Genomic DNA, 24134 nt, shown 5'->3' on the forward strand with positions numbered 1-24134 from the left:
ATGCAGAAGCCCTCATCAACTGGTTCAGAAACGCGCGCGCCCTCGCACCTGTTCTACCTCTCCAGCCTGCGCCGGCCGCTGATCGACCGCGCCGAAGGCATTTATATGTGGACGCAGGACGGCCGCCGCTTCATCGACGGATCGAGCGGGCCGATGGTCGCCAATATCGGCCATTCCAACCGCAACGTGCTCGACGCCATGAAGCGGCAGATGGACCGCGCCACCTTCGCCTACCGGCTGCATTTCGAGAACGAACCGGCGGAAGAACTGGCGCGGGAACTCGCCGGCAAACTGCCGGAGGGCATGGACCGAATCTTCTTCGTCTCCGGCGGTTCGGAGGCGACGGAATCCTGCATCAAGCTGGCGCGGCAATGGGCGGTCGCGACCGGCCAGCCGAAGCGCTGGAAGGTTATCACGCGTTTTCCCTCCTATCATGGCGGCACGCTGGGTTCGCTTTCGATAACCGGCGACGATGCGCTGGCCGAAACGTTCACACCGATGATGCGGGTGATGCCGACCGTGCCGGCGCCGACGGCATGGCGCGACCGCGACAATCTTTCGATGGAGCAGCGCGGCGTCCGCTATGCCGACATGCTGGAGGAGAAGATCCAGGCCGAGGGCCCGGACAGCGTGCTCGCCTTCATCATGGAGCCGATCGGCGGTGCGGCGACTTCGGCCCTCGTCGCACCGGACAGCTATTATCCGCGTATACGCGAGATCTGCGACCGCTACGGCATCCTGCTCATCCATGATGAAGTGATGAGCGGCGCCGGCCGCACCGGAAAATTCCTTGGCGGCGACCATTGGAACTGCAAGCCCGACATCGTCGCGCTGTCGAAGGGGCTTGGCTCCGGCTATGCGCCGCTCGGCGCGCTGGCCGCCCCGATGCGGCTGGTCGAGCCGCTGCTGGCGTCGGGCGGCTTCCAGCATGGCCACACCTATGCTGGCAATCCGCTCGCCTGCGCGGCCGGGCTCGCCGTGCTCGGCGAGATGGACCGCCTCGACCTGATCGCCAATGCCGCCGCGATGGGCGACGTGCTGATGGACGGGCTGAAAGGGCTGGCGAAGCGTTTTCCGTTCATCGCCGATGTCCGAGGCAAAGGCCTGCTCACCGGCGCCGAGATGGTTGCCGATCCCGAAACTCTACGGCCGATCGAACAGGGCAAGAAAGCCACGCAGCGCCTGCTCGACCTCGCCTACGAGCGCGGGCTGATCATCTACGGCCGCAGGGTCAAGGGCGGTGTAGACGGCGACAATTTCATGGTGGCGCCGCCGATGATCGTCACGGCTGAAGAGGTCGGCGAGATCATTTCCATCATCGGCGATTCGCTGGAAGTTCTGGCCGCCGAACTCGACCTGCCGGTCGAAGGCTGAGGGCTAAAGAATGGCGCCGAGGAAAGTCATCATCACCTGCGCGGTCACTGGCTCGGTGCACACCCCGTCCATGTCGCCCTATCTGCCGGTGACGCCGGACCAGATCGCGACCGACGCCATCGCGGCGGCCGAGGCTGGCGCCTCAATCCTGCATCTCCACGCCCGCGATCCCAAAGACGGCCGGCCGACCGCCGATCCTGAGGTGTTCATGCAGTTCCTGCCGCGCATCAAGCAAGCGACCGATGCGGTGATCAACATCACCACCGGCGGTTCGTCGCTGATGACGCTTGACCAGCGGCTGGCGGCACCACTGCGGGCCGAGCCGGAAATGTGCTCGCTCAACATGGGCTCGATGAATTTCGCGCTGTTCCCGATGCTCGACAAGCCAAGGGAGTGGCAGCACGAGTGGGAACCAAAGCTGCTCGAAGCCACGCGCGACACCATCTTCAAGAACACCTTTGCCGATATGGAAGGCGTGCTCGAAAAGCTCGGCAAGGGCTGCGGCACGCGCTTTGAGTTCGAATGCTACGATGTCGGCCATCTCTATTCGCTGGCGCATTTTCGCGACCGCGGGCTGGTGTCGGGGCCGCTGTTCATCCAGTTCGTGCTCGGCATTCTCGGCGGCATCGGCGCCGATCCCGACAATCTCATCCATATGAAGCGCATCGCCGACAAGCTGTTCGGCGACAGCTACCAGTTCTCGGTGCTCGCCGCCGGCCGCCATCAGATGCCCCTGATCTCGATCGCGGCGGCGATGGGCGGCAATGTCCGCGTCGGGCTGGAGGACAGTCTCTACGATGGACGGCAATTGGCGAAATCCAATGCCGATCAGGTGCGCAGGATACGCGCCATTCTCGACGGGTTGTCGCTGGAAGTCGCAACGCCGACCGAGGCGCGCGAGATGCTGGCGCTGAAGGGTGGCGATAGGGTGGCGTTTTGAGATGATTGATCTGCGATGATGGCGTTCTGGCACACCCCCCTCTGGCCTGCCGGCCATCTCCCCCTCAAGGGGGGAGATCGGATGTCACTGCGGCCTTCGCCAATCTCAATCGTTGCAAAATGGATGGCAGCGCCAAAGCTGCCAATCTCCCCCCTTGAGGGTGAGATGTCCGGCAGGACAGAGGGGGGTGCCTGGGCGCCTTGCCTATCGTGAGTACAGTCACCCTCCGCCCCGGCACCATCGACGACGTCGACACCATCCATGCCGCGCTGCTCAAGCTCGGCACCCATATCGGCGCGCATCAGGAGATCACGTCCACTGCCGACGATCTCCGCCGCTACGGCTTTGGCGACAAACCCGCCTTCTCCACCCTGATCGCCGAGATCGGCGGCGATTTTGCGGGGCTCTGCCTGCATTTCCCGATCTTCTCGACATGGATGGGGCGGCCCGGCGTCTATATCCAGGACCTCTATGTCGAGGACCGGTTTCGCGGCCGCAAGATCGGCGAAAGACTGCTGCGCCGGGTCGCGCGCGACTGCCGCCGGGATGGCGGCGCCTATCTCAGGCTGTCCGTCGACACCGACAATGACGGCGCCAAGGCTTTTTATGAGCGGCTGGGCATCGCCTGGTCGAGCTACGAGCAGACGCAGAAGATTGTTGGCGATGCCTTTTTCGCCTTTGCCGATGCAGCGCAGGATGGGGACGCGGAATGAAAGCCTTCTTTGCCGAGGAGCAGAAACGCCACGACCCGAAGGCCTTTCTGTCCAGCGGTGCGCCGCAGCCCAATCCCGAACAGCCGGAGCGGGTAGAGCGATTGTTAGCCGGCGCAAAATCCGCCGGATTGATGATCGAGCGGCCCAGGGAACATGGCCTAGGCCCGGTGGCGGCCGTGCATACGCCGGAGTATCTCGCCTTCCTCGAACACATTTTTGCGCGCTGGCAGCGCATCGAGGGCGCATCCGCGGAAGTCATCCCCAACATCCATCCACTGGCCCGCACAGGGTCCTATCCGGCCTCGGCGGTCGGCCAGGCCGGCTACCACATGGCCGACACCGCTTGCCCGATCTCGGCCGAAACCTGGCACAGCGCGCTGTGGAGCGCCTGGAGTGCAGTCGAGGCAGCCGAAGCGGTGATATCGGGCGCGCCTGCCGCTTATGCGCTCTGCCGGCCGCCCGGCCATCATGCCTTTGCCGATGTCGCCGGTGGCTTCTGCTTCATCAACAACTCGGCGGTCGCAGCCCAGGTGTTGCGCAAGCAGGCGGCGCGGGTGGCGATCCTCGATGTCGACCTGCATCACGGCAACGGCACGCAAGGCATCTTTTATACGCGTTCCGACGTCCTGACGGTGTCGCTGCACGCCGATCCGGTGCGCTTCTATCCGTTCTTCTGGGGCCATGCCGATGAGCGCGGCGAAGGTCCGGGCCTCGGCTATAATTTCAACCTGCCATTGCCGCGCAAATCAGCCGACGCGGAGTTTCTGAAGGCCCTCGAAGTGGCGTTCCAGCGTATCCGCGCCTTTTCGCCGGACGCGCTGGTCGTGGCGCTCGGTCTCGATGCGTTCGAGGGCGATCCGTTCGGCGGGCTTGCGGTGACCACGCCCGGTTTCTCGCGGATCGGCGAGGCAATTGCCAAGCTTGGCCTGCCGACGGTTATCGTCCAGGAAGGCGGCTATCTCTGCGACGCGCTCGGCGACAATCTCACGGCGTTCCTCACCGGTTTCGGCGGCAAACAGCGATAGCTGACTAGCGCTGCTGCCTCAGCATGGCGATCACCCGGTGCACGCTTTCCAACGTCTCGTCGATCTCTGCCGCCGTGTTGTAGTGCGCAATACCGATGCGCACGACTCCCTGCTCGGCCGGAATGCCGAGATGGTGGACGATCTCCCAGGCGTAGTTGTGACCCGACCATAGAAAAATGTTCTCGGCATTCATCTGCCGCACGATCGTCTCTGGCACGATGCCGTCGACGGTGAAGGACACGGTCGGCACGCGCTCAATGACACGCTTCTGATCTGTGATGCCGCGGATGGTCAGGCCCTCAATGGCGGACAGCCCATCGATCAGCCTCAGCGCCAGCGGGTTTTCGTAGGCGATCGACACTTCGTATGCCTTTGCGATCTTTTGCCTTCGCGAACCGCCCTCGCCGGCCGAAGCACCGAGTTCGGCGAAGTAATCGACCGCTGCGGTAAGTCCGGCCATCAGTTCGATCTGTGGCGTGCCGAGCTCGAAGCGCTCCGGCAGGCCATTGGACGAGCAACGGCATTTGTAGGGTTGCAGCGCATCGATGATGTCTCGACCTCCCCACAATATCCCCATGTGCGGGCCGAAGAACTTGTAGGCCGAACAGATCAGGAAGTCGCAGCCGAGGTCCTGCACGTCGACCAGCCCGTGCGGCGCGAACTGCACGGCATCGACATAGACGAGCGCGCCGGCCTGTTTGGCGATGGCCGTCAGCGCCTTGACCCGGTTGATCGAGCCGGTGAGGTTCGACGCATAGTTCAGCGCAACGAGTTTTGTCCTGTCGGTAAGCAGAGCGCTGAGCGCCGCCTCCTCGACCTGCCAGCTGTTCTCGTCGAAGGGCAGGAAGCGCACCACAAGGCCGAGGTCCTCGGCCAGCTGCAGCCAGGGCGAGACGTTGCCCTCATGATCCATGCGGGTGACGATGATCTCGTCGCCGGGCTTGAAGTCGCGACCGAGCGTACGCGACATGTGATAGGTCAGCGTCGTCATGTTGGCGCCGATGATTATTTCCTCCGCGCTCGCTGCACCCAGGAAATCGGCCATCGCCGCATGGGCGTCGTCGAACACCTTTTGCGCGGCAAGCGTGGTTTCGAAATAGCCGCCGAGATTGGCGTTGGTGGTGAGGAGGCAGCGCGCCACCGCGTCGGCAACCGCTTGCGGCACCTGGGTGCCGGCCGGATTGTCGAGATAGATGCGCCGGCGGCCCTTGTCGGTCAGGTCCAGCGCCGGAAATTTTCCCCTGACGGTCTCGATCGGAAAATCCATGGCTGTCCCCTTCCCCTTGTCTTTGCTCGGCAATCCCGGCCAAACGGTCTGCTTATGGGCACGGATTGCCGACGCGCTGGTGGATCGCATCCACGCCCTTCTGCATCTCGTCGGTCCAGGTCACGTCGGCTGACGACAGCGCCATCTCAAGCTGGGCAATCGTCGTCGCGCCGATGATGCTGGACGTGACGAAAGGCCGGCTGGCGACATAGGCGTTGGCAAACAGCGCCGGTTCAAGGCCGAAGGAACGCGCCAGTTTGTTGTATGCGAGCTGCGCCTCCGCCGCATTTGGCGTCTCGTAGCGCTGGCCGCGGTTGAACAGCTGCGAGCGCGAACCCTGCGGCCGTGCGCCGTGGTCGTATTTGCCGGTGAGATAGCCCTGCGCCAGCGGCGAATAGGCGAGAAAGCCGACATCCTCGCGTTCGCAGGCCTCGGCGAGGTTCACCTCGAACGTGCGGTTGACCAGATTGTAGGCGTTCTGCAGCGAAACGACGCGCGGGCCGACGCCCTTGTCGGCCTCGGCGATGAAGCGCATGACGCCCCAGGAGCTTTCGTTCGACAGGCCGAGATGGCGGATCTTTCCCGCCTTCACGAGTTCCTCGAAGACGGCGAGTGTCTCGGCGATCGGCGTCTCGCCGGGCGGCGCGCCAACGGCATCGGCACGGCGCGGCACAGCACCCACGCGGGTCGGGTTGGCGCCCCAGGGGATGTCGCGCTCCGGCCAGTGGATCTGGTAGAGGTCGAGATAGTCGGTGCCGAGCTTGGCCAGCGATTTGTCGATGGCGTCAAAGATGTCGGCGCGCACCAGTTTTGACGGCCGGTCGCCACGAAACCAGCGGTTGGCGGTGCGGCCGACCACTTTCGAGGCCAGGATGACCTTGTCGCGATTGCCCTTGGCCTTCATCCAGCTGCCGATGAACTTCTCCGTCCGCCCCTGCGTCTCCTCCTTGGGCGGTATCGGGTAGAGCTCGGCCGTGTCGATGAAATTGACCCCGCGCGCAAAGGCCAGATCCATCTGCGCATGGCCATCGGCCTCGGTGTTCTGCTGGCCCCAGGTCATCGACCCCAGGCAGATCTGGGTAACAAGAAGATCGGTCCGACCGAGACGGCGTTTGTGCATGGGGTTTCTCCGGCGGGAGGTTTGCGCGGCTACGCGGGAAGGAAGCCGCATGTATAGGGAAAGCGGCGCCGCTCTCCAACCCTCAGGGAACCCGACTTTTGCGTGAACCCTGGAAAAGTCAGCGCCGGACGCCGGCCAGCGCGCGCCGCTTGGCCTCATCGATCAGCATATTGGCCACCTGCATGCGGATCATGGCGCGCTGGCGCAGATGCGGCGCGACGCGGTCGGGGTGGTTGGCGAAGGCGAAGCTGCGGCGCATGCGGCCGAGATCGGCGTTCTTGACTGGATGATCGAGGCCGAGCTCGACGGCGATCGCGTCAGGGTCGATCGGCGGCAGCTTTTCCTCGGGCTTTGCCTCCTCGCCGGCCAGCGCCAGCTTGGCATGATCGAGAAGGGCGGCAAATTCTGCGGCCAGATCGGCTCCCGCCTCGCGGTATTCGGCGGCGAATGTTTCGCCCGAGACCTTGATGCGGCCGGAATGAAGCTCGTCGGCCACGGAGAGATAGTCGAACGGGATCGACGGCCGGGCGCTCGTCTCTTCCGCCGCCTCATCCTTGTCGGAGGCAACGAACAGATCGTCGAGCAAGGAAGCGAAATCCCGCTTGGCGCCGATGTCAGCCTCCCCCTCGTTTAAGCGTGCGAACAGAGCCGGTCGCAGCATAGAACCGGCTCGTTAAAAATGAATGCCGCTGATCTTAACCAGTTTAGGCGTTTGCGAGGCTTGCGCGGGCCCGGTTGGCGATGTGCAAGACCCAACAAAAAGCCGGACTGCATTTGCATGCAGTCCGGAAATTCGCCAGGAGTGGCGAGGAAAAGCCGGCCATGTGCCAGCGTCTATGCATACGGTGGGGATGCGCCACAAGTTTCAGCGCACGCGGCAATTGTGCCGAAAAAAATTCGCTTGGAATGGCTGCCATGCAAATGCTGCACTGCACAATCTTCACAATTTTCCTATACTCGGCGCCGTGGAGGATCAACAAGGGGCCGAATCATGGGGTTCTTCACTGAAATGTTTGCCCGTCCGCGTCCGCAGGAGCATCTGCGTTATCGTTCCGCACTGGCGTTGCTGCATTCGATGAGCAATGCCGACCGCGCCGACATCGGCATCAAGCCGGCCGACTTCCCGCGCATAGCCCGCGAAATGTCACCGCGTTGATCAAGGCCTTGGCGCCGAACCAGCGTCAAACGAAGTTTCCCGGCAGCGACCGGGAAACCTCGGAATGCCGAATTCGTCAACGATTCCCGAGATAGGCACCCTTGGTCAGCGGCACGCCATTGTGGCGCAGGATGTCGTAAGCCGTGGTCACGTGGAAATAGAAGTTGGGCATGGCGACATGCAGCAGATACTGCATGCCGGGCATCGAGGCTTCGCGCTGGCCAAACTTCAGTTCGACCACCCTTTCATCCGAACCATCGAATTCGGCGGCCGAGAATGACGCCAGCAGATCGAGCGTCTTGGTCAGGCGCGCCTGAAGCTCGGCGAAGGTCGCTTCATTGTCTTCGTATTTCGGCACCTCGCGACGGGCCAGCCGTGATGGCGCGCCCTTGGCGTGGTCGGTGGCGACCTGCACCTGCCTGACCAGCGCGTACATGTCGGGCGCCAACCTCGCGGTCAAAAACACCTGCGGGTCGATCTTGCGCTCGGTTGCATTCTGTTCGGCCGCCGACAGCACGCCGGACAGCGCCTTCAGCCTGGCCGAAAACACCGGCACCGAGGCTTCATACATCGATAGTGTCACGTTCAAATCTCCATTGCGGCTGAAGCGCCGACGGCGGGACGTAGCGCCTTCCCGGAGGATTTTTCAAGCGTCACCACGTCGCCGCAATCTCTATGATAGACTCCTTCGTGGTGGAGATTCTCCGATGAGACGCGTCTTTCTGGCAGCGGCCGCCTTTTGCTCCCTTGCCGCATCCGGCCAGGCTGTGTTCGCCGACGATGAACCGGCAGCCGATGGCCAAGCCCCTTACGTCGATGACAGGTCGGACGCCGCAGCCGTCATCCGCTCGCTCTACAGCGCCATCAACCGGCACGAATTCGCCCGCGCCTGGGCTTACTACGGCGATACCAAGCCGGCAAAGGATTTTGATACCTTCGTCAAGGGCTATGACGGCACCGACAAGGTCGACGTCGAAACCGGCGCCATTTCCGATGAAGGTGCGGCCGGCAGCATCTATTACAGCGTTCCTGTCGCCATCCGCGCCACCGACAAGGACGGCAATGAAGCGGTCTTCGCCGGCTGCTACACGCTGCGCCAGGTCAGCGCTCAGATCCAGGCCCCGCCGTTCCGACCGATCTTTATCGACAAGGGCGCGCTGAAGCCGTCCAAGGCCGATTTCGAGGAGGCGCTGCCGCCAAGCTGTGGTGACGGGCCGCCGCCGCCGAAAAAGGACACCGCACTCGAGCAGGTGAAGAAACTGTTCGCCGCCGATTATGGCGATCAGTGTGACAAGCAATTTCTCGGCGAGGAGCCGAACATCTTTTCGATCAAATACAAGGCAAAGGACGCGGCTGCCAGCGATTTCGACAAGGAAACGCGGCTTTTCGAGTTCTACTGCCAAGCGGCAGCCTATAACGCAAGTTCGGTCTACTACATGACCGACGAAGTATCGGGCGTGCGGCAGTTGCAGTTCACCGAGCCCGAAATGGATATCCGTTACGAGAACAATGACAGCGACGGCAAACTGCTGGGCATGGATATCATCGGCTTCCGCACATCCGGCTGGGCGGCCAATTCCGAATATGACGAAGACGCCAAGACGCTGACCACGTTCAACAAATGGCGCGGCATCGGCGACGCCTCGGACAAGGGGATATACCTGTTCCGTAACGGCGATTTTTCCCTCGTCCAATATGATGTGGACGCGTCTTACGATGGCGAGGAGAACCCGCAGACGGTGGTCGACTACAACACCGCGCCGTAGGGATCTTATCAGGAACCGCCGCGCTCAAGCAGTCCTTCACATTCGCCTTCTCGTTTCAGGCCGGGAACGCATCGGCCGGAAGAAGGCGCGAATGTCCTCGACCAGAAGACTCGGTTCCTCCAGCGCAGCGAAATGGCCCCCTCGCGGCATCAATGTCCATCGCTGAACGTCAAAGACCCGCGCCACCCAGGATCGAGGCGGCATCGGCAACTCGCGAGGGAAAAGCGCTACCCCAAATGGCGGCGAAACGCGTTCCAGCGTCTCGAACGCAAGAGAGAACAGTCGATTCTCCTTGTAGAGCCGCAAGGACGAGGTGAGCGCGTTGCTGAACCAATAGAGCGAAACATCCGTAAGGAGCGTGTCCATGCCGAAGGTGCGCTCCACGTCACCGTCGCAATCGCTCCAGCTACGGAACTTCTCGATCATCCAGGCTGCGAGACCGATCGGCGAGTCTGTCAGAGCATAAGCAAGCGTCTGAGGCTTCGTGCCCTGCAGATGGGCATAGGCGCCCTCCGTTGCCGTCCAGGCCGCGGCCTTTTCCAGAAAGGCCTGCTCCTCAACGGTGACAGATGGCAGACCTGCACCCAAGGGTGGCCGATAGCTCCCGGGAATGTAATTGACGTGGACGCCAAGCACGCTTTCGGAATGGAGCCGTGCCATCCAGGCGGAAACGCCCGCGCCGATGTCGCCTCCTTGGGAAGCGAAGCGGTCGTAGCCGAGCCCGCGCATCAACTGTACCCATAACTCCGCGATGCGGCCGGAATGGAAGCCTGGTTCCGTCGGCGCCTGGGAAAAGCCGTATCCGGGCAAGGAGGGAACTACCACGTGGAAAGCGTCGGCCGGGTCACCACCATGGGCAGCTGGGTCTGCCAACAATGGAATGACGTGTTCCATTTCGATGAACGAGCCGGGCCAGCCATGCGTCATGATCAGCGGCAGCGGCGCCGGTCCGTTGCCTGGCTGGTGGACAAAGTGGACATCTAGGTTGTTCAGCCTCGTCAGATATTGCGGCAGCCGGTTCAGCCGCGCCTCTTGCACTCTCCAGTCGAAGCGGTCTCGCCAGTAATCCGCAAGGCGCTTGATGAATGGCAGGTCGGCCCCATCGTTCCAGCCCGCTTCGCTTAGCGGAATTGGCCATCGTGTTGCGCTAAGCCGGCGCTGCAGATCTTCAAGTTGTTCGTTCGGAATTTGGATCTTGAAGGGGTGAGCGTCCATCGCTGTGCTTCCGATCTGTTGGATGATATCAGCCTACCCCAATAAGGATATCGGCCGAACCATGATCGCCAAAACCAACGGGCACCCCTGGGCGATATGCCTCAGGGCGCCTTCGACAGCATCCAGTTCAGCGTTTGGCGCCAGTCGACCATGCGGATCGGCGTGCCATGGGTGCCGGTCTCGAACCGGACGAACCGGGTCGGATAGGCTTTCGAGTTCGCAGTGATGGAGCGGAAGAAGGCCTCCTGCTTCTCCACGGGAAAGACCGGATCCTTGCTGCCTTGGCCGAAGAACACCGGCACATGGCGCCTGTAGGCCGGGCTCGACAGGAAACTGTCATCCCATAGCGAGCCGAGCAGCAGCAGCCCGTTGATGCGCCGTCCCGTATCGTTGCGGCCGGCCAGCTTCCAGCACAGCGCACCACCCATCGAGCCGCAGGCGACGAAAATCTTGGCGTCCGGCGAGGCCTCGGCATAGTGGACGATCAGCGCCGCGACCTGGGCCGCGCCCTTGTCGCCGAAATCGGTGAAATCGGGTGAGAGATAGAGGCCGCCATTGCCGGCCATCAGGTTCTTGATGCGGTTGAAATTGCCGCCGAAGGTGAAGTCGTCGACGCCCTGCTTGCGGCTGCCGCCCTGCCCGTGCAGGTAAAGCACGATGATGCCGGCGCCCTCGGTCTTGCCGACGGCGACATGCCTGACATCGCCGGCATCGGTTTTCAGCATCAAATCCCGCTGCACCTTGCGCACGCCGGTGTCGGTATACTTAGCCTGCACGCGCTTTTCCGGCACCTCGTCGCGGTCGTTGATGTCGCGCATCTCGCGATAGTCGATGACGGTGTAGGCGCCTTTGTCCGTGGACGAGAGCGTCGCCGGATAGGCGAAGAGGTCATCCTTGTAGGGTTTTAGTTCGAGCGCGTCGGCGTGGGCGGCAGAGAACAGGAAAAAGAGCGAAATCAGAAGGCTATGGAGCGCGGCCGCCCCCCTCTGGCCTGCCGGCCATCTCCCCCTCAAGGGGGGAGATTGGATATCACGCCGCCTTCCGCCAATCATCAAAGCTGCAGGATAGACGCCGCCATCGAGGCTGCTGATCTCCCCCCTTGAGGGGGAGATGGCCGGCAGGCCAGAGGGGGGTAGAAGCGCTGAGGCAAGTAAAGAGAGAGCCATGCTAAAGGCATGCGTTTTTCGGCTTCGCTTTGTCAATCCTGCAGCACGCCGCCGGCGTCTTCCAGCGCCTCGCGGGTGTCGACATCGATCGACGCGCCGTCGCCGATCTCGACGTCGATGACATCCAGTCCCTCGGCCTCGACCAGATGGCGGGCGCCGGTGTCGCCCTCGAGGTGAGCGATGCCTCCAAACAGCGCGCGTGGCAGCAGCACCGGATTGCCGCGGCGGCCGTCATGGGCGGCACGCACCACTGAGCGGCCGCCGTCCCTACGGAAGGCCTCGATCAACCGGTCGAGATCGGCCGATGAGATACCCGGCATGTCGCCGAGGACGATCATGGCGCCGGCCGCCTCGGCTCCAACGCGGGCAATGCCGGCTTTTAGAGACGAGGACAGGCCGTCGGCAAAATCCGGATTGTCGGCGAAGATCACGTCGAGGCCGGTCAAGGCTTGGTGCACCCGCTCACGCTGGTGGCCGGTGACGACAACGGTGCTGGTTGCCTTCGAGGCCAGTGCGCGCTCGACTGTCCGGCGCACCAGCGGTTTGCCGTCGAACAGCGCCAGAAGCTTGTTCGGCCCGCCCATGCGGCTGGAGCGACCGGCGGCCAGAAGCACGATCTCGACCTTCAGCCCGGCTCTCGCCGGCAGCGGCTCGCGCGGCTGCGGCCGGGTCGGGATTTCCATCAAGAGGCCGCCAACGCCCATGCCGGCGATGTCCTTGGCGGTGACGTCGAGGCCGGCGATCAGCCTGTCGAGCACCCAATCGAAACCGTTCTCCTTGGGGCTGCGGGCGCAACCGGGCGCGCCGATGACGCGCTTGCCGTCGAGCGTGCCCAGCACCAGCAGATTGCCGGGATCGACGGGCATGCCCGCGCGGGTCACCGTGCCACCTGCTGCCTCGATCGCCGCCGGAACGACATCGTTGAAATCGCTCATCGCCGAGGCGCCGAAGATCACCACCATGTCGTTGTCGCGCGCCAGCGCGGCCGCTGCCTCGGCTACAGGCGCGATCTCGTGCGGCGTGCGGCGCTCCGTCGTCAGCCGACCGCCGGAGCGTGCCAGCCGGGCCTCGGTGACGCGCAGCGTTTTGTCGAGCACGCTGGGCTTGATGCCGGGCAGCATCGTCTGAATGACGCCGATGCGCACCGGATGGTAGGCGTTGACGGCGAAGATCTCGCCGCCGGCGCAGATCTTTGTCACCGCATCGACAAGGGCCGAGGCAACGGCGAACGGGATGATCTTGACCGTCGCCACCATCTGGCCCTGCTCAACCGGCGCGTGCTGCGCCAGCGTGGCGATGGTGATGGTCGGGTCGACCGCATTGATGGCGTCGATCATGGCGGCATCGACGGTGAAGAGACCGGCGGCCTTGGCATGGAGGTTGACGCGGCCGGTCGCGGCAGGTTTTGCCTCGATGTTGCGGTGGGCCATGCTGGCAGCAATCTTTTCGGCCGCCGCATCCTCGCTTAGGTCATCGGCGGCAAGCACCGCCACGACAATCTCGGTAATGCCGGCCGCCTTCAGCACCGCCACGTCCTGCGTGCTCAGCCTGTGCGCCTTGCGGAAACGCCGCTCGCCCGCCGTCGTGGCATGCGCCAGCACCGCGCCTTGCGCCTGGTCGATTGGAACCGGACCGAATCTCACGCCGCCGCGCCTTTGGCTTCGAGACCGCGCGAGCGAAAGGCGTGGATCGTCTGCGCCAGGATGGCGACGGCGATCTCGGCCGGGCTCGCCGCGCCAATGTCGATACCGATCGGTGCGTGGATGCGGGCGATCTGGTCGGCGCTGGCGCCGAGCGCCAGCAGGCGCTCGACGCGCCTGGCGTGTGTTTTGCGGCTGCCGAGTGCGCCGACATAGAAACAGTTGGCGTCGAGCGCGGCCTTCAGTGCGAAATCGTCGATCTTCGGATCATGGGTGACGGCCGCGAGCGCCGTATAGCTGTCGAGCGGCTGGCGTTTCAGCACATCCTCCGGCCATTCGGCATGGAGTGCTACATCGGGAAAACGGTCCGGGGTGGCGAAGGCGGTGCGCGGATCGACGATCTCCAGGGGATAGCCGGCGATCCTGGCCATCGGCGCCAGCGCCTGACTGATATGGACGGCGCCGACTACCACCAGGCGCGGCTGCGGCAAATGCGCGTTGAGGAAGAAGGTGCGCCCTTCAGCCTCGATCGAACCCGAATTGCCAGTGCGAAACGCCTTGGCGATCGCTGCTCCAAGATCGCCGGCGACGGGATCGCCTTCACGCACGATGCGGTCGCGGCCGTCGCCGAGATCGGTCACCAGGATCGCCGCACGGCGGGCACGGCGTTCGGCATTGAGGGCTTTGAGAGCGTAGGGATCCATGCCTAACCGAGCCGCTCCACATAGACTTTGATGCGGCCGCCGCAGGACAGGCCGACCTGCCAGGCGGTTTCGTCGGCAACGCCGAACTCCAGCATCTTCGCTTTCCCCGAGTCGATGACGTCCATCGCCTCGCTCACCACGGTACCCTCAACGCAGCCGCCCGAGACCGAGCCGTGAAAATTGCCTTCGGCGTCAATGACCAGATGACTGCCGGCCGGCCTCGGCGCCGAACCCCAGGTCTCGACCACAGTGGCGATGGCGACATCCTTGCCGTCCTTCATCCAGCCTTCCGCGATGATCAAGGGGTCGCGGGCCTCATCGAGATAGATGCTGTTGTCCATGATCGCTTGCCTCAAAGTCTGTTTTTCTCTGGGAGCCTGTTTTTCGGAATCCAATATGGCTATGCGGCGCGCCTGACACCAGCGTCCAGCCAGCGACGCGGATCGACCGAAGCGGCCGATTTCTTGTCCAGCGAGGCGCAGAGGTCGGCCAGCGCATCGAGATTGTGCACCGAGCGGAACTCGTCGACATGAGGCAGCATCGCTCTGACGCCGCGGGCGCGGGCCTCGAAACCGTCGAAGCGCAATAGGGGATTCAGCCAGATCAGCCGCCGGCAGGATTTGTGCAGGCGATCCATCTCCTCCGACAGGCCGGCGACATCGTCGCGCTCCAGCCCGTCGGTGATCAGCAGCACCACCGCGCCCTGCCCGAGCACGCGGCGTGACCAGTGCTTGTTGAACTCCGCCAGCGTATCGCCGATGCGGGTGCCGCCCGACCAGTCCTTCACCGCCGCCGAGCAGTCGGCAAGGGCGGCATCGGGGTCGCGATGGCGCATCTGCCGCGTGAGATTGGTCAGTCGCGTGCCGAAGACGAAGGTGTGCACGCGCCGCCGTTTTTCGGTCAGCGCATGCAGGAAATGCAGAAAGATGCGCGTGTACTGGCTCATCGAGCCGGAGATGTCGGCAAGCACGACCAGCGGCGGATGGACCTTGCGGGCGGAACGGAATTTCGGCAGGATCAGTTCGCCGCCGGTTCGGGCGACCGACCGCATCATGGCGCGTGGATCGATACGGCGGCCATGCAGGTCTGCCTTGAAGCGTCGGGTACGGACCATGTCGAACGGCAGCCGCAGCCGGGCAATCGCCTTCTTGGCGTCTGCCATCTCGTCGGCATTCATCTGGGCAAAGTCCTTGCCGCGCAGCACTTCATTCCCGGAGAAGGTTAGCCGGGCGTCGACTTCGATCTCCGGGATTTCCCTGACCGGCCGATTCTTCTCGTGGCCTTCGAACATGGCCTGGCTGACGCGGTTTTCTGCCGCGCGCGGCTTTTGCTTCTCCCTGGTGTCGGGCGCCACAGGCGAGAACATCGCCAGAAGTTTCTCGATCAGCTCGCGCGATTTCCAGAACAGCCGGAAGGCTTCGTCGAAAACAGGGTGATCCTCGTGCCGCGACACAAGCACGGCATGCAGCGTCCAGTAGAAATCGTCGCGCGAACCGATGCCGGCGGCCAGCACCGCCTCGATCGCATCCTTGACCGAAGCCGGCCCGACGCGCATGCCCGCTTTGCGCAAGGTGCGGGCGAAATAGACGATGTTGTCGGCGATGCGCCCGTCTTCCGTCGCCTCTCTGGGTTCGGTCTCTTTGGGGTAAGCACCCGGCGCCTTCACTGCCCTACTCCGCCGCCGCCAGTTCGGCCTTGACCTCATCGAGGATGCGCCGGCCCTCGCCCGCGCCGATGCGGGCAATGTCGTCCTGGTATTTCAACAAAACGCCGATCGTGTCGGAGACGGTTTCGGGATCGAGCGCCACCTTGTCGAGTTCGGTCAGCGCGCCGGCCCAGTCGATGGTTTCGGCGACACCCGGCGCCTTGAACAGCTCGACCCGGCGCAGCTTCTGGATGAACGACACCACTTCCGCGGAAAGTCGGCTGTTGGCCTGCGGCACCTTGCGGCGCACGATCTCCAGCTCGCGCTCGGCATTGGGATAGTCGACCCAGTGATAGAGGCAGCGCCGCTTCAGCGCGTCGTGGATTTCGCGGGTGCGGTTGGTGGTGATGATGACGATCGGCGGCTCCTCCGCCTTGATCGTGCCAAGCTCGGGCACCGTCACCTGGAAATCGGACAGGATTTCGAGCAGGAACGCCTCGAAGGCTTCGTCGGTGCGGTCGAGCTCGTCGATCAGGAACACCGGGGCCGCACCCGCCTTGCCGGTCAGCGCATCGAGCACCGGCCGGCGGATCAGGTATTTTTCGGAAAAGACATTGCGCTCCATGTCGGAGCGGTCGACCGAGCCTGCCGCCTCCTCCATGCGGATTTCGATCATCTGCGCAGCGTAGTTCCACTCGTAGACGGCGGAGGAGACGTCGAGCCCTTCATAGCATTGCAGGCGGATCAGCCGGCGGCCGAGCGCCTGCGCCAGCACCTTGGCGATCTCGGTCTTACCGACGCCGGCCTCGCCTTCTAGGAAGAGCGGCCGCTGCATGCGCAGCGACAGGAACAGCACCGTTGCCAGCGAGCGATCCGCGACATAGTCCGCACCGGTCAGGAGATCGAGCGTTTCGTCGATCGTCCGCGGCGCGGGGCGCGGTTTCAGCTCGGTCATTCTTTCTCCGTTGCCGCCTCTGCTCCGCTCTGCAGCACGTGGTAGTCGCGGGCGTGGTAGATCAGCGGCCGCAAATTATCGCCCATGCGCAGGCCTGTCACCTTGCCAAAAAGCACACGATGGGTGGCGAGATCCTTGGTATCGATCAATTCGCAGTCGAAAACCGCAAGAGCGCCCTTCAGGGTAGGCGCGCCCGTCGATATGACATCCCACTCGCCAAGCGCGAAACGCTCATCGGCCGACAGGCCGGTCAGGCCTGAAAACGCCACGGATAGGGGCTGCTGGTGCGAAGCCAGCGTGTTCAGCGCAAACCGGCCGTTTTGCACGAACAGCTCGTTCTTGGCATTCTCGCGGTTGAGACAGACGAGAACCGTCGGCGGCGTGTCCGACACCGAACAGGCGGCAATCACCGTCGTGCCGCGTTTGCCGGCGGCCCCGTCGGTGGTCACCACATGGACGTGGCCGGCAAAATGCGCCATCGCGTCGCGATAGGCCTGCGGCCCTATGTCGTTCAACTTCAACACCGATGATTTTCCATAAGCAGGAATCCAAGCGTTATATATGGCGGCACACAATAGGCCACAAGCGAAGTGGTTGACGCCAATCCGCAATTCCCGTGTTGCGCCTGGGGCGGGCAGCCTTTAGGTCTTGGCACAAGAGACGCTGGAAGCATGCGACCGGCACGGAGGAATTCGTCGTCAGAATGCGACCCCTAACAGCTGTAATAGCGGCACTGCTCTGGCTGCTGCCGGCAAGCGCCGGCGCGCAGACTTTGCTTGTCGGCGTCGCCGCACCCCTGTCCGGTCCGTCGGCGATACTTGGCAAGCAGATCGAGGCGGGTGCTGCCCTGGCAGCAGAAGCCAACGGCGCCGAGATCAAGACGGTCGACGATGCCTGCACCGCCGATGGCGGGGCTGCCGCCGCCAGGGAATTCGCCGCTGCGAAGGTCGATATCGTCGTCGGCTTCCTCTGCACCGAGGCGATCCAGGCGGCGCTGCCGATCCTCAAGGACGCCAACATACCGGTCATCACCGTTGGCGTGCGCACCGAAAGCCTGACCGACCGCCGCGCCAAAACCGGCTGGCCGGTCTACCGGCTGGGGCCACGCGGCGACGACGAGCGCAATGCGGTGGCCGGCATCCTGACCCGGCTGTGGCAGAGCGAATTGTTCGCCATCGTCGATGACGGGACCATCTATGGCCGCGAAATCGCCGAGACGCTGCGCGCAGCGGCCGAACAGGCGGCGCTGAGGCCGGTCTTCACAGACACGTTCCGGCCGCAGCTCGACAACCAGATCGGGCTGATTGGCCGGCTTAAGAAATCAGGCGCCACGCATGTCTTTGCTGGTGGCGACGGCGACGACATCGCCATTATGGGCCGCGACGCCGGCCAGCTCGAGGCCGGCATCGTCTTTGCCGGCGGCGAGAATTTGCGCACGCCACCCGGCGATGTGCCTTACGCCGTCGGCACGCTGATGATCGCGCCGCCGGAATGGGCCGATGTCGCCGATCCCACGGTGCTGGCGGCGTTTACGGCCAAAAACATCGCGCCGGATGGCTATGCCTTGCCGGCCTATGCGGCGGTGGAGATTGCCAAGGCGGCCTCGGCCCCGGCCGCGCCCGAGACCTCGGGCAAGGGGCTGGCCGACGCGCTAACCGGGCATGATTTCACCACCGCGATCGGCCCGCTGCGGTTCGACGACAAAGGCGATCTGAGCCAAAACCTCTATCGCGCCTTCCGGTTCGACGGGACGCGTTTCGTGCCGGCGGAGACGAATTGATGTTTCGCACCGGGCCGCGCAATCTGATCACCGATGTCGCCGGCCTGCGCGTCGGCAACGCGTCGGACGCAAGGTTGAAATCGGGCGTCACGACCGTGCTGTGCGATGAACCGGCGGTCGGTGGCGTGCAGATCCTCGGCGGCGCGCCGGGCACGCGCGAGACCGACCTGCTCGAACCGCACAATTCCATCGAGGCGGTCCATGCCGTGGTTCTTTCGGGCGGTTCGGCCTTCGGCCTCGACGCCGCATCGGGCGTGCAGGCGGCGTTGCGTGAAAACGGCATAGGCATCGATGTCGGCGGCTTTCGCGTGCCGATCGTGCCGGCGGCGATCCTGTTTGACCTGCGCAACGGCGGCGACAAGGATTGGGGCCGTTATCCTCCCTACCGCGACCTCGGCTACGAAGCCGCCCAGGCGGCAACAGTCGAATTTCCGCTCGGCACAATTGGCGCCGGCACCGGCGCGCTAAGCTCCGGGCTGAAGGGCGGCCTCGGCTCGGCCTCGACCGTGCTCGACAGCGGCATCACCATCGGCGCGCTGGCCGCCGCCAACCCGACCGGCTCGGTGACGATTGCCCGTACACGCTATTTCTGGGCGGCGCCCTTCGAGATCGGCGATGAGTTCGGCGGGCTTGGTTATCCCTCGCCAATGCCGGACGATGCTAGGCGGATCCTGTTGAAATACCGCGACAAGCGTGTCGGTGGACAAGCCGAGGCCGGTGGCAACACCACCATCGCCGTCATCGCCACCGATGCCGTGCTGTCCAAGGCAGCAGCCAAGCGGCTGGCCATTTCAGCGCATGACGGCTTCGTGCGCGCCATCTGGCCGGTGCACACGCCGGCCGACGGCGATCTGGTGTTCGCGCTGGCGACGGGGAAGAGCGGCATAGAACTCAGTGCCGACGATGCCGTCGATTTCTTTGCCGCCGCCGGCGCCACCATGGCGCGCGCCATCAGCCGCGGCATCCATGCCGCGACGCCGGCCGAAGGCGATCTGTTTGCGGTGTGGTCGTCGCGCTGACTTTCAATCAGGTCGGGTCGGACTCTTCTTCCTCGAAGCTGACCGCGACATCCGAATTCGCCGACAGCCAGACTTTCTGGCCCTCGACCTCGGCAAGCAGGCTCAAGGGAATGTAGTGGTGATGCCCCTGATGGGCGCCCTCGCCGCTGTCGGCCTTGGTCAACTTGATCCGCTCGCCATCGACCCGGTCGACGGTGCCGATGTGAACGCCGTCGGCGCCGATCACTTCCATATGCTCGCGAATCTTGCTGGCCTCATTCATGGGGTGTTCTCCTTTTGAAAACGATCGACGATAACAAACAGAGGCGAAATTGGATGCATCGCCTTTTGAATGGCACGATGTTTTGACTGTCTCGTGATAGGGAACGATCGAACCACGGCAGGCGGAGCGGAACCCCGATGCGAAATCTCGTCCTGATTGGCGTTTGCCTGCTGGTCCATCTGGCATCCGCCATCGCCGCCCGAGCGGGCGATGTCGCCGAGCTTGAAATCCTCGGCTTCAGCAAGGATGGCGGCGTCTTCGCCTTCGAGGAATATGGTGTGGCAGACGGTTCGGGCTTTCCCTATGCCAATCGCCACTACATCAACACCGCCGACGACACGTTCCTGAAGGGCACGCCAATCCGGGTCCGGCTGGAGGATGAGACCGCCTCGCTCGAGACGGCCCGTCAGCAAGCCAGGCAAAAAGGCGAAGCAATCATTGCCCAGGCCGAGCTTACCGCCAACCGCGGCATCACCGCCGGCTTCAACCCGGTGACCGAACTGTCGGCCGACCCGTTCCGCATGGTGGTGAACCCACGGCCGATCTTTTCGCCGGTCGACCCGCCGCTGGAATTCCGGCTGGACGAGATCGGCATGAATGACACCGAAAGCTGTCAGAGCCAGGGCGAGGTCAACGGTTTTCGCCTGCTGCGGATCGAGGCCAGGGATGGCGGCCAGACCCATCTGCTGCATGAGGATAAATCGATCCCGAAAAGCCGTGGCTGCCCGAACGGCTACAGGATCGGCGCGGTGCAGACGTTCTCGATGGACAGCATCAGCGCCTATGCGGTGCTGATCGCGGTGCGCCAATACGGCTTCGAAGGGCCGGATTTTCGCTGGATCGCCGTGACCGGACGCCTGTGACAGCGCTCGATCAATCCAGCTGGCGCAAGCGCGCCGGAAATCGCGTCAGCCGCGCCATACCATCGACGGGCGCGGCGCTTGTCGGCGCCTTGCTGTGGGCGATGGCCATGGGCGCCAGCGCGCTGACCGGTCTTTGGCTCGACAGTTGGGAGACCCCGGAAAAGATCCGCTTCGTCGTCCTGCTGTTTGCGACCGGCGCGGCATTGGCCTTTCCCGTCGGGTTGTTCGCGGCGCGGCTGGTCTCGCTCGACCGGCATTGGGAGGTGGCGTTCGCCGCCGCCTTCGTCTGCCTGCTTGCCACGACGCTCGCCTTCACCGGCGGGTTGTTTGCGCTGCAATACCGCTCCTATTATGCCGAATGGCACGCGGAGGCCTTCACCGCCCGGTGGGCGTTCGAACTGGTCTTCACCTCGCTGACGGCGCTCTACCAGTTCGTGGTGCTGGGTATCAGGCTCTATTTTCCGCTCGGATTCATCGCGCTTGCCGCCGCCAGCGTGTGGTTTGCACGCCAGCAGCGTTGAGCATTCGGTCCGCCTCTGATAGGAGGCGCACTTAACCACCGACATATCAGGACTGACGGATGATCCCTCGCTATTCCCGGCCGGAAATGGTCGCCATCTGGTCGCCGGAAACCCGCTTCCGCATCTGGTTCGAGATCGAGGCCCATGCCTGCGATGCGCTGGCCGAGCTCGGCGTCATTCCCAGGGAAGCCGCCAAGACCATCTGGGAAAAAGGCGGCGCCGCCCAATTCGACGTCGGCAAGATCGACGAGATCGAGGCCGTCACCAAGCACGACGTCATCGCCTTCCTCACCCATCTCGCCGAATTCGTCGGGCCGGATGCGCGTTTCATCCACCAGGGCATGACCTCATCGGATGTTCTCGACACCTGCCTTGCGGTGCAGCTCGGCCGCGCCAGCGATATCCTGCTGGCCGACCTCGACGGCCTGCTCGCCGCGCTGAAGCGCCGGGCCTTCGAGCACAAGGACACCGTCACCATCGGCCGCAGCCACGGCATTCATGCCGAGCCGACCACGTTCGGCGTCAAGCTGGCGCAGGCCTATGCCGAGTTCTCACGCTGCCGCGAGCGGCTGGTGCACGCGCGAGAGGATATTGCCACCTGCGCCATATCGGGCGCGATCGGCACCTTCGCCAACATCGATCCCTATGTCGAAGAACATGTGGCGAAAAAGCTTGGGCTGAAGCCGGAGCCGGTGTCGACGCAGGTCATCCCTCGCGACCGCCATGCCATGTTCTTTGCCACGCTCGGCGTCATCGCCTCGTCGGTCGAGCGGCTGGCGACCGAGATCCGCCATCTGCAGCGCACCGAGGTGCTGGAAGCGGAAGAGTATTTTTCGCCGGGCCAGAAGGGCTCGTCGGCAATGCCGCACAAGCGCAACCCGGTGCTGACCGAAAACCTCACCGGCCTTGCCCGCATGGTGCGCTCCATGGCCTTGCCGGCGATGGAGAATGTCGCGCTCTGGCACGAGCGCGACATTTCGCATTCCTCGGTCGAGCGCATGATCGGCCCGGACGCCACGATAACACTCGATTTCGCGCTGTCGCGGTTGACCGGCGTCATCGACAAATTGCTGGTCTATCCCGACAACATGCTGAAGAACATGAACAAGTTCCGTGGCCTTGTGCATTCGCAGCGCGTGCTTTTGGCGCTGACGCAAGCCGGCGTCAGCCGCGAGGACGCCTACCGCCTGGTGCAGCGCAACGCCATGAAGGTATGGGAACATGGCGCTGATTTCCTTGAGGAATTGTTGGCCGACAAGGAAGTCACCGCAGCGCTGCCCGAAGCCGAGATCCGCGAGAAATTCGACCTGGGCTATCAGACCAAGCATGTCGATACGATCTTCAAGCGGGTTTTCGGATAGGATCTTCCATGCGGCTGGATGTCCTTTCCGACATCCATGGGAATCTGCGCGCGCTTGAGGCGGTTCATGCGCAGATCAAAGACGCTTCTCCCGACATCATCGTCAATCTGGGCGATTGTCTCTCCGGGCCGCTATGGCCTGAAGAAACCGCGCAATATCTGATTGCACAGAATTGGCCGACCGTGCGCGGCAATCACGACCGTGTGCTGGTCGAGCCGCCTGCTTCCGGGTTGGAAGACGTCGATGCTTTCACTCACCAACGCCTGTCCCAGGCGTCATTGACCTGGCTCTCGGCATTGCCGGTCGCCCTGTCGCCTGCCCCGGACATCCTGCTTTGCCACGGCAGCCCGAGTGACGACAACGTGTTCCTGCTCGAGCAAGATGGAGGCAGCCACTTCCACCCGTCCAATGAAAAGCAGATCAGGCACAAGCTCGGCAGCGCCGGCGCCGGGCTGACCTTGTGCGGCCATACACATACGCCGCGCCTTGTGCGCTTGTCGGACAACCGGACAATCCTCAATCCCGGCAGCGTCGGCGTCCAGGCATTCCCCGGCCTGACCGTGACCGGCAGTCCGCATGCCCGCTACGCCATCGCGACGCGCAAGGACGGACAATGGTCGTTCAGCCATCACGTGGTCAATTATGACTGGACCGAAGCATCCGGCCGCGCCACGGCGACCGGATTCGACAACTGGGCGCACGGGCTGCTGACGGGCTACGCCGCCGGCTCGGTGTAGGACCCGAACCGCCGCTCAGCCTGCGGTGCCCGGCACGGTGCGGATAACCGTGCCCCACGGATCTTCACGGCTCGTTTCCTCGGTTGCCTTGTCCGAGCGCATCTCGACCCAGGCCAGCCCCGAGCGGGACGGATCGCGGCGGCCGGCGCCGGCGCTGTGCCACGAATTGCCACCGATATGATGGTGGTAGCCTCCCGACGACAGGAACACCGCCTGCCCTCCATACTTAGCGACCGTGTCGAAGCCAAATTCGTCGTGCCACCAGGCCTCGGCATCTTCCGGCCGGCCGACGCGCAGATGGACATGGCCGATAATGCTGTTTTGCGGCGCGCCCTGCCAGCCGGCGTCACCGGCCGGCACGCTGCCAACCACGGCGGCCAGATTCAGCCGCTCGGTCGCCATGGCGATCTTGTCGCCGTTCCACTTCCACTCCTGCGGCAGACGGTCCCTATAGATTTCAATGCCGTTGCCTTCGGGGTCGGTCAGGTACAAAGCCTCGCTGACCAGATGGTCGGAGGCGCCCTCGATGCGGATCTTGTTGGCGGCGGCATGGTTTATCCAACGGCCGAGATCGGCGCGGCTGGGCAGAAGGAAAGCGGTGTGGAAAAGGCCGGCGCTGCGCGGATCGTCGGGCTTGGCCGCTGCGTCAGGCTCGATGACCAGCAGCGGGCGCTCTGCAGCGCCCAGCGTGATGGCGCCATCGGCGCGGCTCAATTCCTGCAGGCCGACAACAGCCCGGTAGTAATCGGCAAGTCCTTCGGCGTCGCGCGCCTTCAGGCCCACGCGTGAAACGCTGACGGGGGTCGTCGCGGCAAAAGGCAGTTCGCTCATAAAACTCTCCGTTCAGCGCATTATCCCAGGCCGCGCCACCAGTCTATTCTGTTGTCGATCTCTTCCTGCCTCAA

Annotated in this window: 26 protein-coding genes; 12 read left to right on the forward strand and 14 right to left on the reverse strand. The window is 63.8% G+C overall.

Annotation, left to right across the window (positions count from 1 at the left end; all coding sequences use genetic code 11):
- The 4 genes from NKI15_RS16105 (at position 1) to NKI15_RS16120 (ending at position 4052) form a co-directional block, all read left to right on the forward strand.
- A complete protein-coding gene (locus tag NKI15_RS16105) occupies positions 1-1374 on the forward strand; it encodes an aminotransferase family protein (protein ID WP_023690163.1) in 1374 nt (457 codons plus the stop codon).
- Between the two features lie 10 nt (positions 1375-1384).
- Entirely contained in the window at positions 1385-2314 is a 930-nt protein-coding gene (gene kce / locus NKI15_RS16110; protein ID WP_023711469.1) for a 3,5-dioxohexanoate:acetyl-CoA acetone transferase, read from the forward strand.
- Positions 2315-2523: 209 nt separating this feature from the next.
- A complete protein-coding gene (locus NKI15_RS16115) occupies positions 2524-3027 on the forward strand; it encodes a GNAT family N-acetyltransferase (RefSeq protein WP_031196820.1) in 504 nt (167 codons plus the stop codon).
- On the forward strand, positions 3024-4052 hold the full coding sequence (locus NKI15_RS16120) for a histone deacetylase family protein (protein WP_352514082.1): 1029 nt from the start codon (positions 3024-3026) through the stop codon (positions 4050-4052). Before NKI15_RS16115 ends, NKI15_RS16120 begins: the two co-directional genes overlap by 4 nt.
- Positions 4053-4056: 4 nt before the next feature.
- Here NKI15_RS16120 and NKI15_RS16125 read toward each other — a convergent pair whose 3' ends face one another.
- The 3 genes from NKI15_RS16125 to NKI15_RS16135 form a co-directional block, all read right to left on the reverse strand.
- A complete protein-coding gene (locus NKI15_RS16125; protein WP_023711471.1) occupies positions 4057-5319 on the reverse strand; it encodes a cysteine desulfurase-like protein in 1263 nt (420 codons plus the stop codon).
- A 52-nt stretch (positions 5320-5371) separates the two neighbouring features.
- On the reverse strand, positions 5372-6439 hold the full coding sequence (locus NKI15_RS16130) for an aldo/keto reductase (protein ID WP_023711472.1): 1068 nt from the start codon (positions 6437-6439) through the stop codon (positions 5372-5374).
- A gap of 118 nt (positions 6440-6557) precedes the next feature.
- Complete coding sequence (locus tag NKI15_RS16135; RefSeq protein ID WP_023706484.1) at positions 6558-7100, reverse strand: hypothetical protein; 543 nt, start codon at positions 7098-7100, stop codon at positions 6558-6560.
- 330 nt (positions 7101-7430) lie between these two features.
- Here NKI15_RS16135 and NKI15_RS16140 point away from each other — a divergent pair, with 330 nt between their 5' ends.
- Positions 7431-7595 carry a hypothetical protein gene (locus tag NKI15_RS16140; RefSeq protein WP_023711473.1) on the forward strand — a complete coding sequence of 55 codons (165 nt, stop codon included), beginning with the start codon at positions 7431-7433 and terminating at the stop codon, positions 7593-7595.
- A 76-nt stretch (positions 7596-7671) separates the two neighbouring features.
- Here NKI15_RS16140 and NKI15_RS16145 read toward each other — a convergent pair whose 3' ends face one another.
- Positions 7672-8178, reverse strand: coding sequence for a DUF1993 domain-containing protein (locus tag NKI15_RS16145; RefSeq protein WP_023669071.1), 507 nt, complete (start codon positions 8176-8178; stop codon positions 7672-7674).
- Between the two features lie 124 nt (positions 8179-8302).
- On the opposite strand from NKI15_RS16145, the gene NKI15_RS16150 reads away from it, so the two are divergent.
- Positions 8303-9361 carry a DUF1176 domain-containing protein gene (locus NKI15_RS16150; RefSeq protein WP_352459418.1) on the forward strand — a complete coding sequence of 353 codons (1059 nt, stop codon included), beginning with the start codon at positions 8303-8305 and terminating at the stop codon, positions 9359-9361.
- A gap of 36 nt (positions 9362-9397) precedes the next feature.
- Here the strand turns inward: NKI15_RS16150 and NKI15_RS16155 are convergent, their stop codons facing one another.
- From NKI15_RS16155 to NKI15_RS16190, 8 genes are all read right to left on the reverse strand, one after another.
- The gene (locus NKI15_RS16155; protein WP_352514083.1) at positions 9398-10576 is read right to left on the reverse strand and encodes an epoxide hydrolase family protein; all 1179 of its coding nucleotides are present in this window, start codon (positions 10574-10576) and stop codon (positions 9398-9400) included.
- A gap of 101 nt (positions 10577-10677) precedes the next feature.
- Complete coding sequence (locus tag NKI15_RS16160) at positions 10678-11589, reverse strand: alpha/beta hydrolase (RefSeq protein ID WP_352514084.1); 912 nt, start codon at positions 11587-11589, stop codon at positions 10678-10680.
- Between the two features lie 185 nt (positions 11590-11774).
- Complete coding sequence (locus NKI15_RS16165; protein WP_352514085.1) at positions 11775-13385, reverse strand: NTP transferase domain-containing protein; 1611 nt, start codon at positions 13383-13385, stop codon at positions 11775-11777.
- On the reverse strand, positions 13382-14086 hold the full coding sequence (locus NKI15_RS16170; RefSeq protein ID WP_352514086.1) for an XdhC family protein: 705 nt from the start codon (positions 14084-14086) through the stop codon (positions 13382-13384). The genes NKI15_RS16165 and NKI15_RS16170 overlap by 4 nt, the downstream gene beginning before the upstream one ends.
- Before the next feature lie 2 nt (positions 14087-14088).
- The gene (locus NKI15_RS16175) at positions 14089-14427 is read right to left on the reverse strand and encodes an XdhC family protein (protein ID WP_023669077.1); all 339 of its coding nucleotides are present in this window, start codon (positions 14425-14427) and stop codon (positions 14089-14091) included.
- 59 nt (positions 14428-14486) lie between these two features.
- On the reverse strand, positions 14487-15752 hold the full coding sequence (locus NKI15_RS16180) for a vWA domain-containing protein (protein ID WP_286441947.1): 1266 nt from the start codon (positions 15750-15752) through the stop codon (positions 14487-14489).
- A 4-nt stretch (positions 15753-15756) separates the two neighbouring features.
- A complete protein-coding gene (locus tag NKI15_RS16185; protein ID WP_023700847.1) occupies positions 15757-16686 on the reverse strand; it encodes an AAA family ATPase in 930 nt (309 codons plus the stop codon).
- Entirely contained in the window at positions 16683-17210 is a 528-nt protein-coding gene (locus NKI15_RS16190) for a flavin reductase (RefSeq protein WP_023669080.1), read from the reverse strand. Before NKI15_RS16190 ends, NKI15_RS16185 begins: the two co-directional genes overlap by 4 nt.
- 179 nt (positions 17211-17389) lie before the next feature.
- Here NKI15_RS16190 and NKI15_RS16195 point away from each other — a divergent pair, with 179 nt between their 5' ends.
- Together NKI15_RS16195 and NKI15_RS16200 are read left to right on the forward strand one after the other, a co-directional pair.
- Positions 17390-18466: a branched-chain amino acid ABC transporter substrate-binding protein gene (locus NKI15_RS16195; protein WP_023748571.1), complete on the forward strand. Its 1077-nt coding sequence runs from the start codon at positions 17390-17392 to the stop codon at positions 18464-18466.
- Complete coding sequence (locus tag NKI15_RS16200) at positions 18466-19485, forward strand: P1 family peptidase (RefSeq protein WP_023748570.1); 1020 nt, start codon at positions 18466-18468, stop codon at positions 19483-19485. The genes NKI15_RS16195 and NKI15_RS16200 overlap by 1 nt, the downstream gene beginning before the upstream one ends.
- Before the next feature lie 7 nt (positions 19486-19492).
- On the opposite strand, the gene NKI15_RS16205 is transcribed toward NKI15_RS16200, so the two are convergent.
- A complete protein-coding gene (locus tag NKI15_RS16205) occupies positions 19493-19747 on the reverse strand; it encodes a DUF2171 domain-containing protein (RefSeq protein ID WP_023711484.1) in 255 nt (84 codons plus the stop codon).
- A 137-nt stretch (positions 19748-19884) separates the two neighbouring features.
- Here NKI15_RS16205 and NKI15_RS16210 point away from each other — a divergent pair, with 137 nt between their 5' ends.
- The 4 genes from NKI15_RS16210 to NKI15_RS16225 are packed head-to-tail and all read left to right on the forward strand — an operon-like array spanning position 19885 to position 23229.
- The gene (locus tag NKI15_RS16210) at positions 19885-20610 is read left to right on the forward strand and encodes a DUF2259 domain-containing protein (RefSeq protein ID WP_023706468.1); all 726 of its coding nucleotides are present in this window, start codon (positions 19885-19887) and stop codon (positions 20608-20610) included.
- A gap of 56 nt (positions 20611-20666) precedes the next feature.
- Positions 20667-21131: a hypothetical protein gene (locus NKI15_RS16215; protein WP_023711485.1), complete on the forward strand. Its 465-nt coding sequence runs from the start codon at positions 20667-20669 to the stop codon at positions 21129-21131.
- A 59-nt stretch (positions 21132-21190) separates the two neighbouring features.
- Positions 21191-22492, forward strand: coding sequence for an adenylosuccinate lyase (gene purB, locus NKI15_RS16220; protein WP_023706466.1), 1302 nt, complete (start codon positions 21191-21193; stop codon positions 22490-22492).
- Positions 22493-22500: 8 nt separating this feature from the next.
- Positions 22501-23229 (forward strand): metallophosphoesterase family protein, encoded by a 729-nt coding sequence (locus tag NKI15_RS16225; protein WP_023706465.1) that lies wholly within the window; start codon positions 22501-22503, stop codon positions 23227-23229.
- A 15-nt stretch (positions 23230-23244) separates the two neighbouring features.
- Here the strand turns inward: NKI15_RS16225 and NKI15_RS16230 are convergent, their stop codons facing one another.
- Positions 23245-24060, reverse strand: a complete 816-nt coding sequence (locus NKI15_RS16230) for a VOC family protein (protein WP_023706464.1) — start codon at positions 24058-24060, stop codon at positions 23245-23247.
- Between the last annotated feature and the right edge of the window lie 74 nt (positions 24061-24134).

Source organism: Mesorhizobium sp. M0862 (assembly GCF_040319795.1).
In the GTDB taxonomy this organism is placed as follows: Bacteria; Pseudomonadota; Alphaproteobacteria; order Rhizobiales; family Rhizobiaceae; genus Mesorhizobium.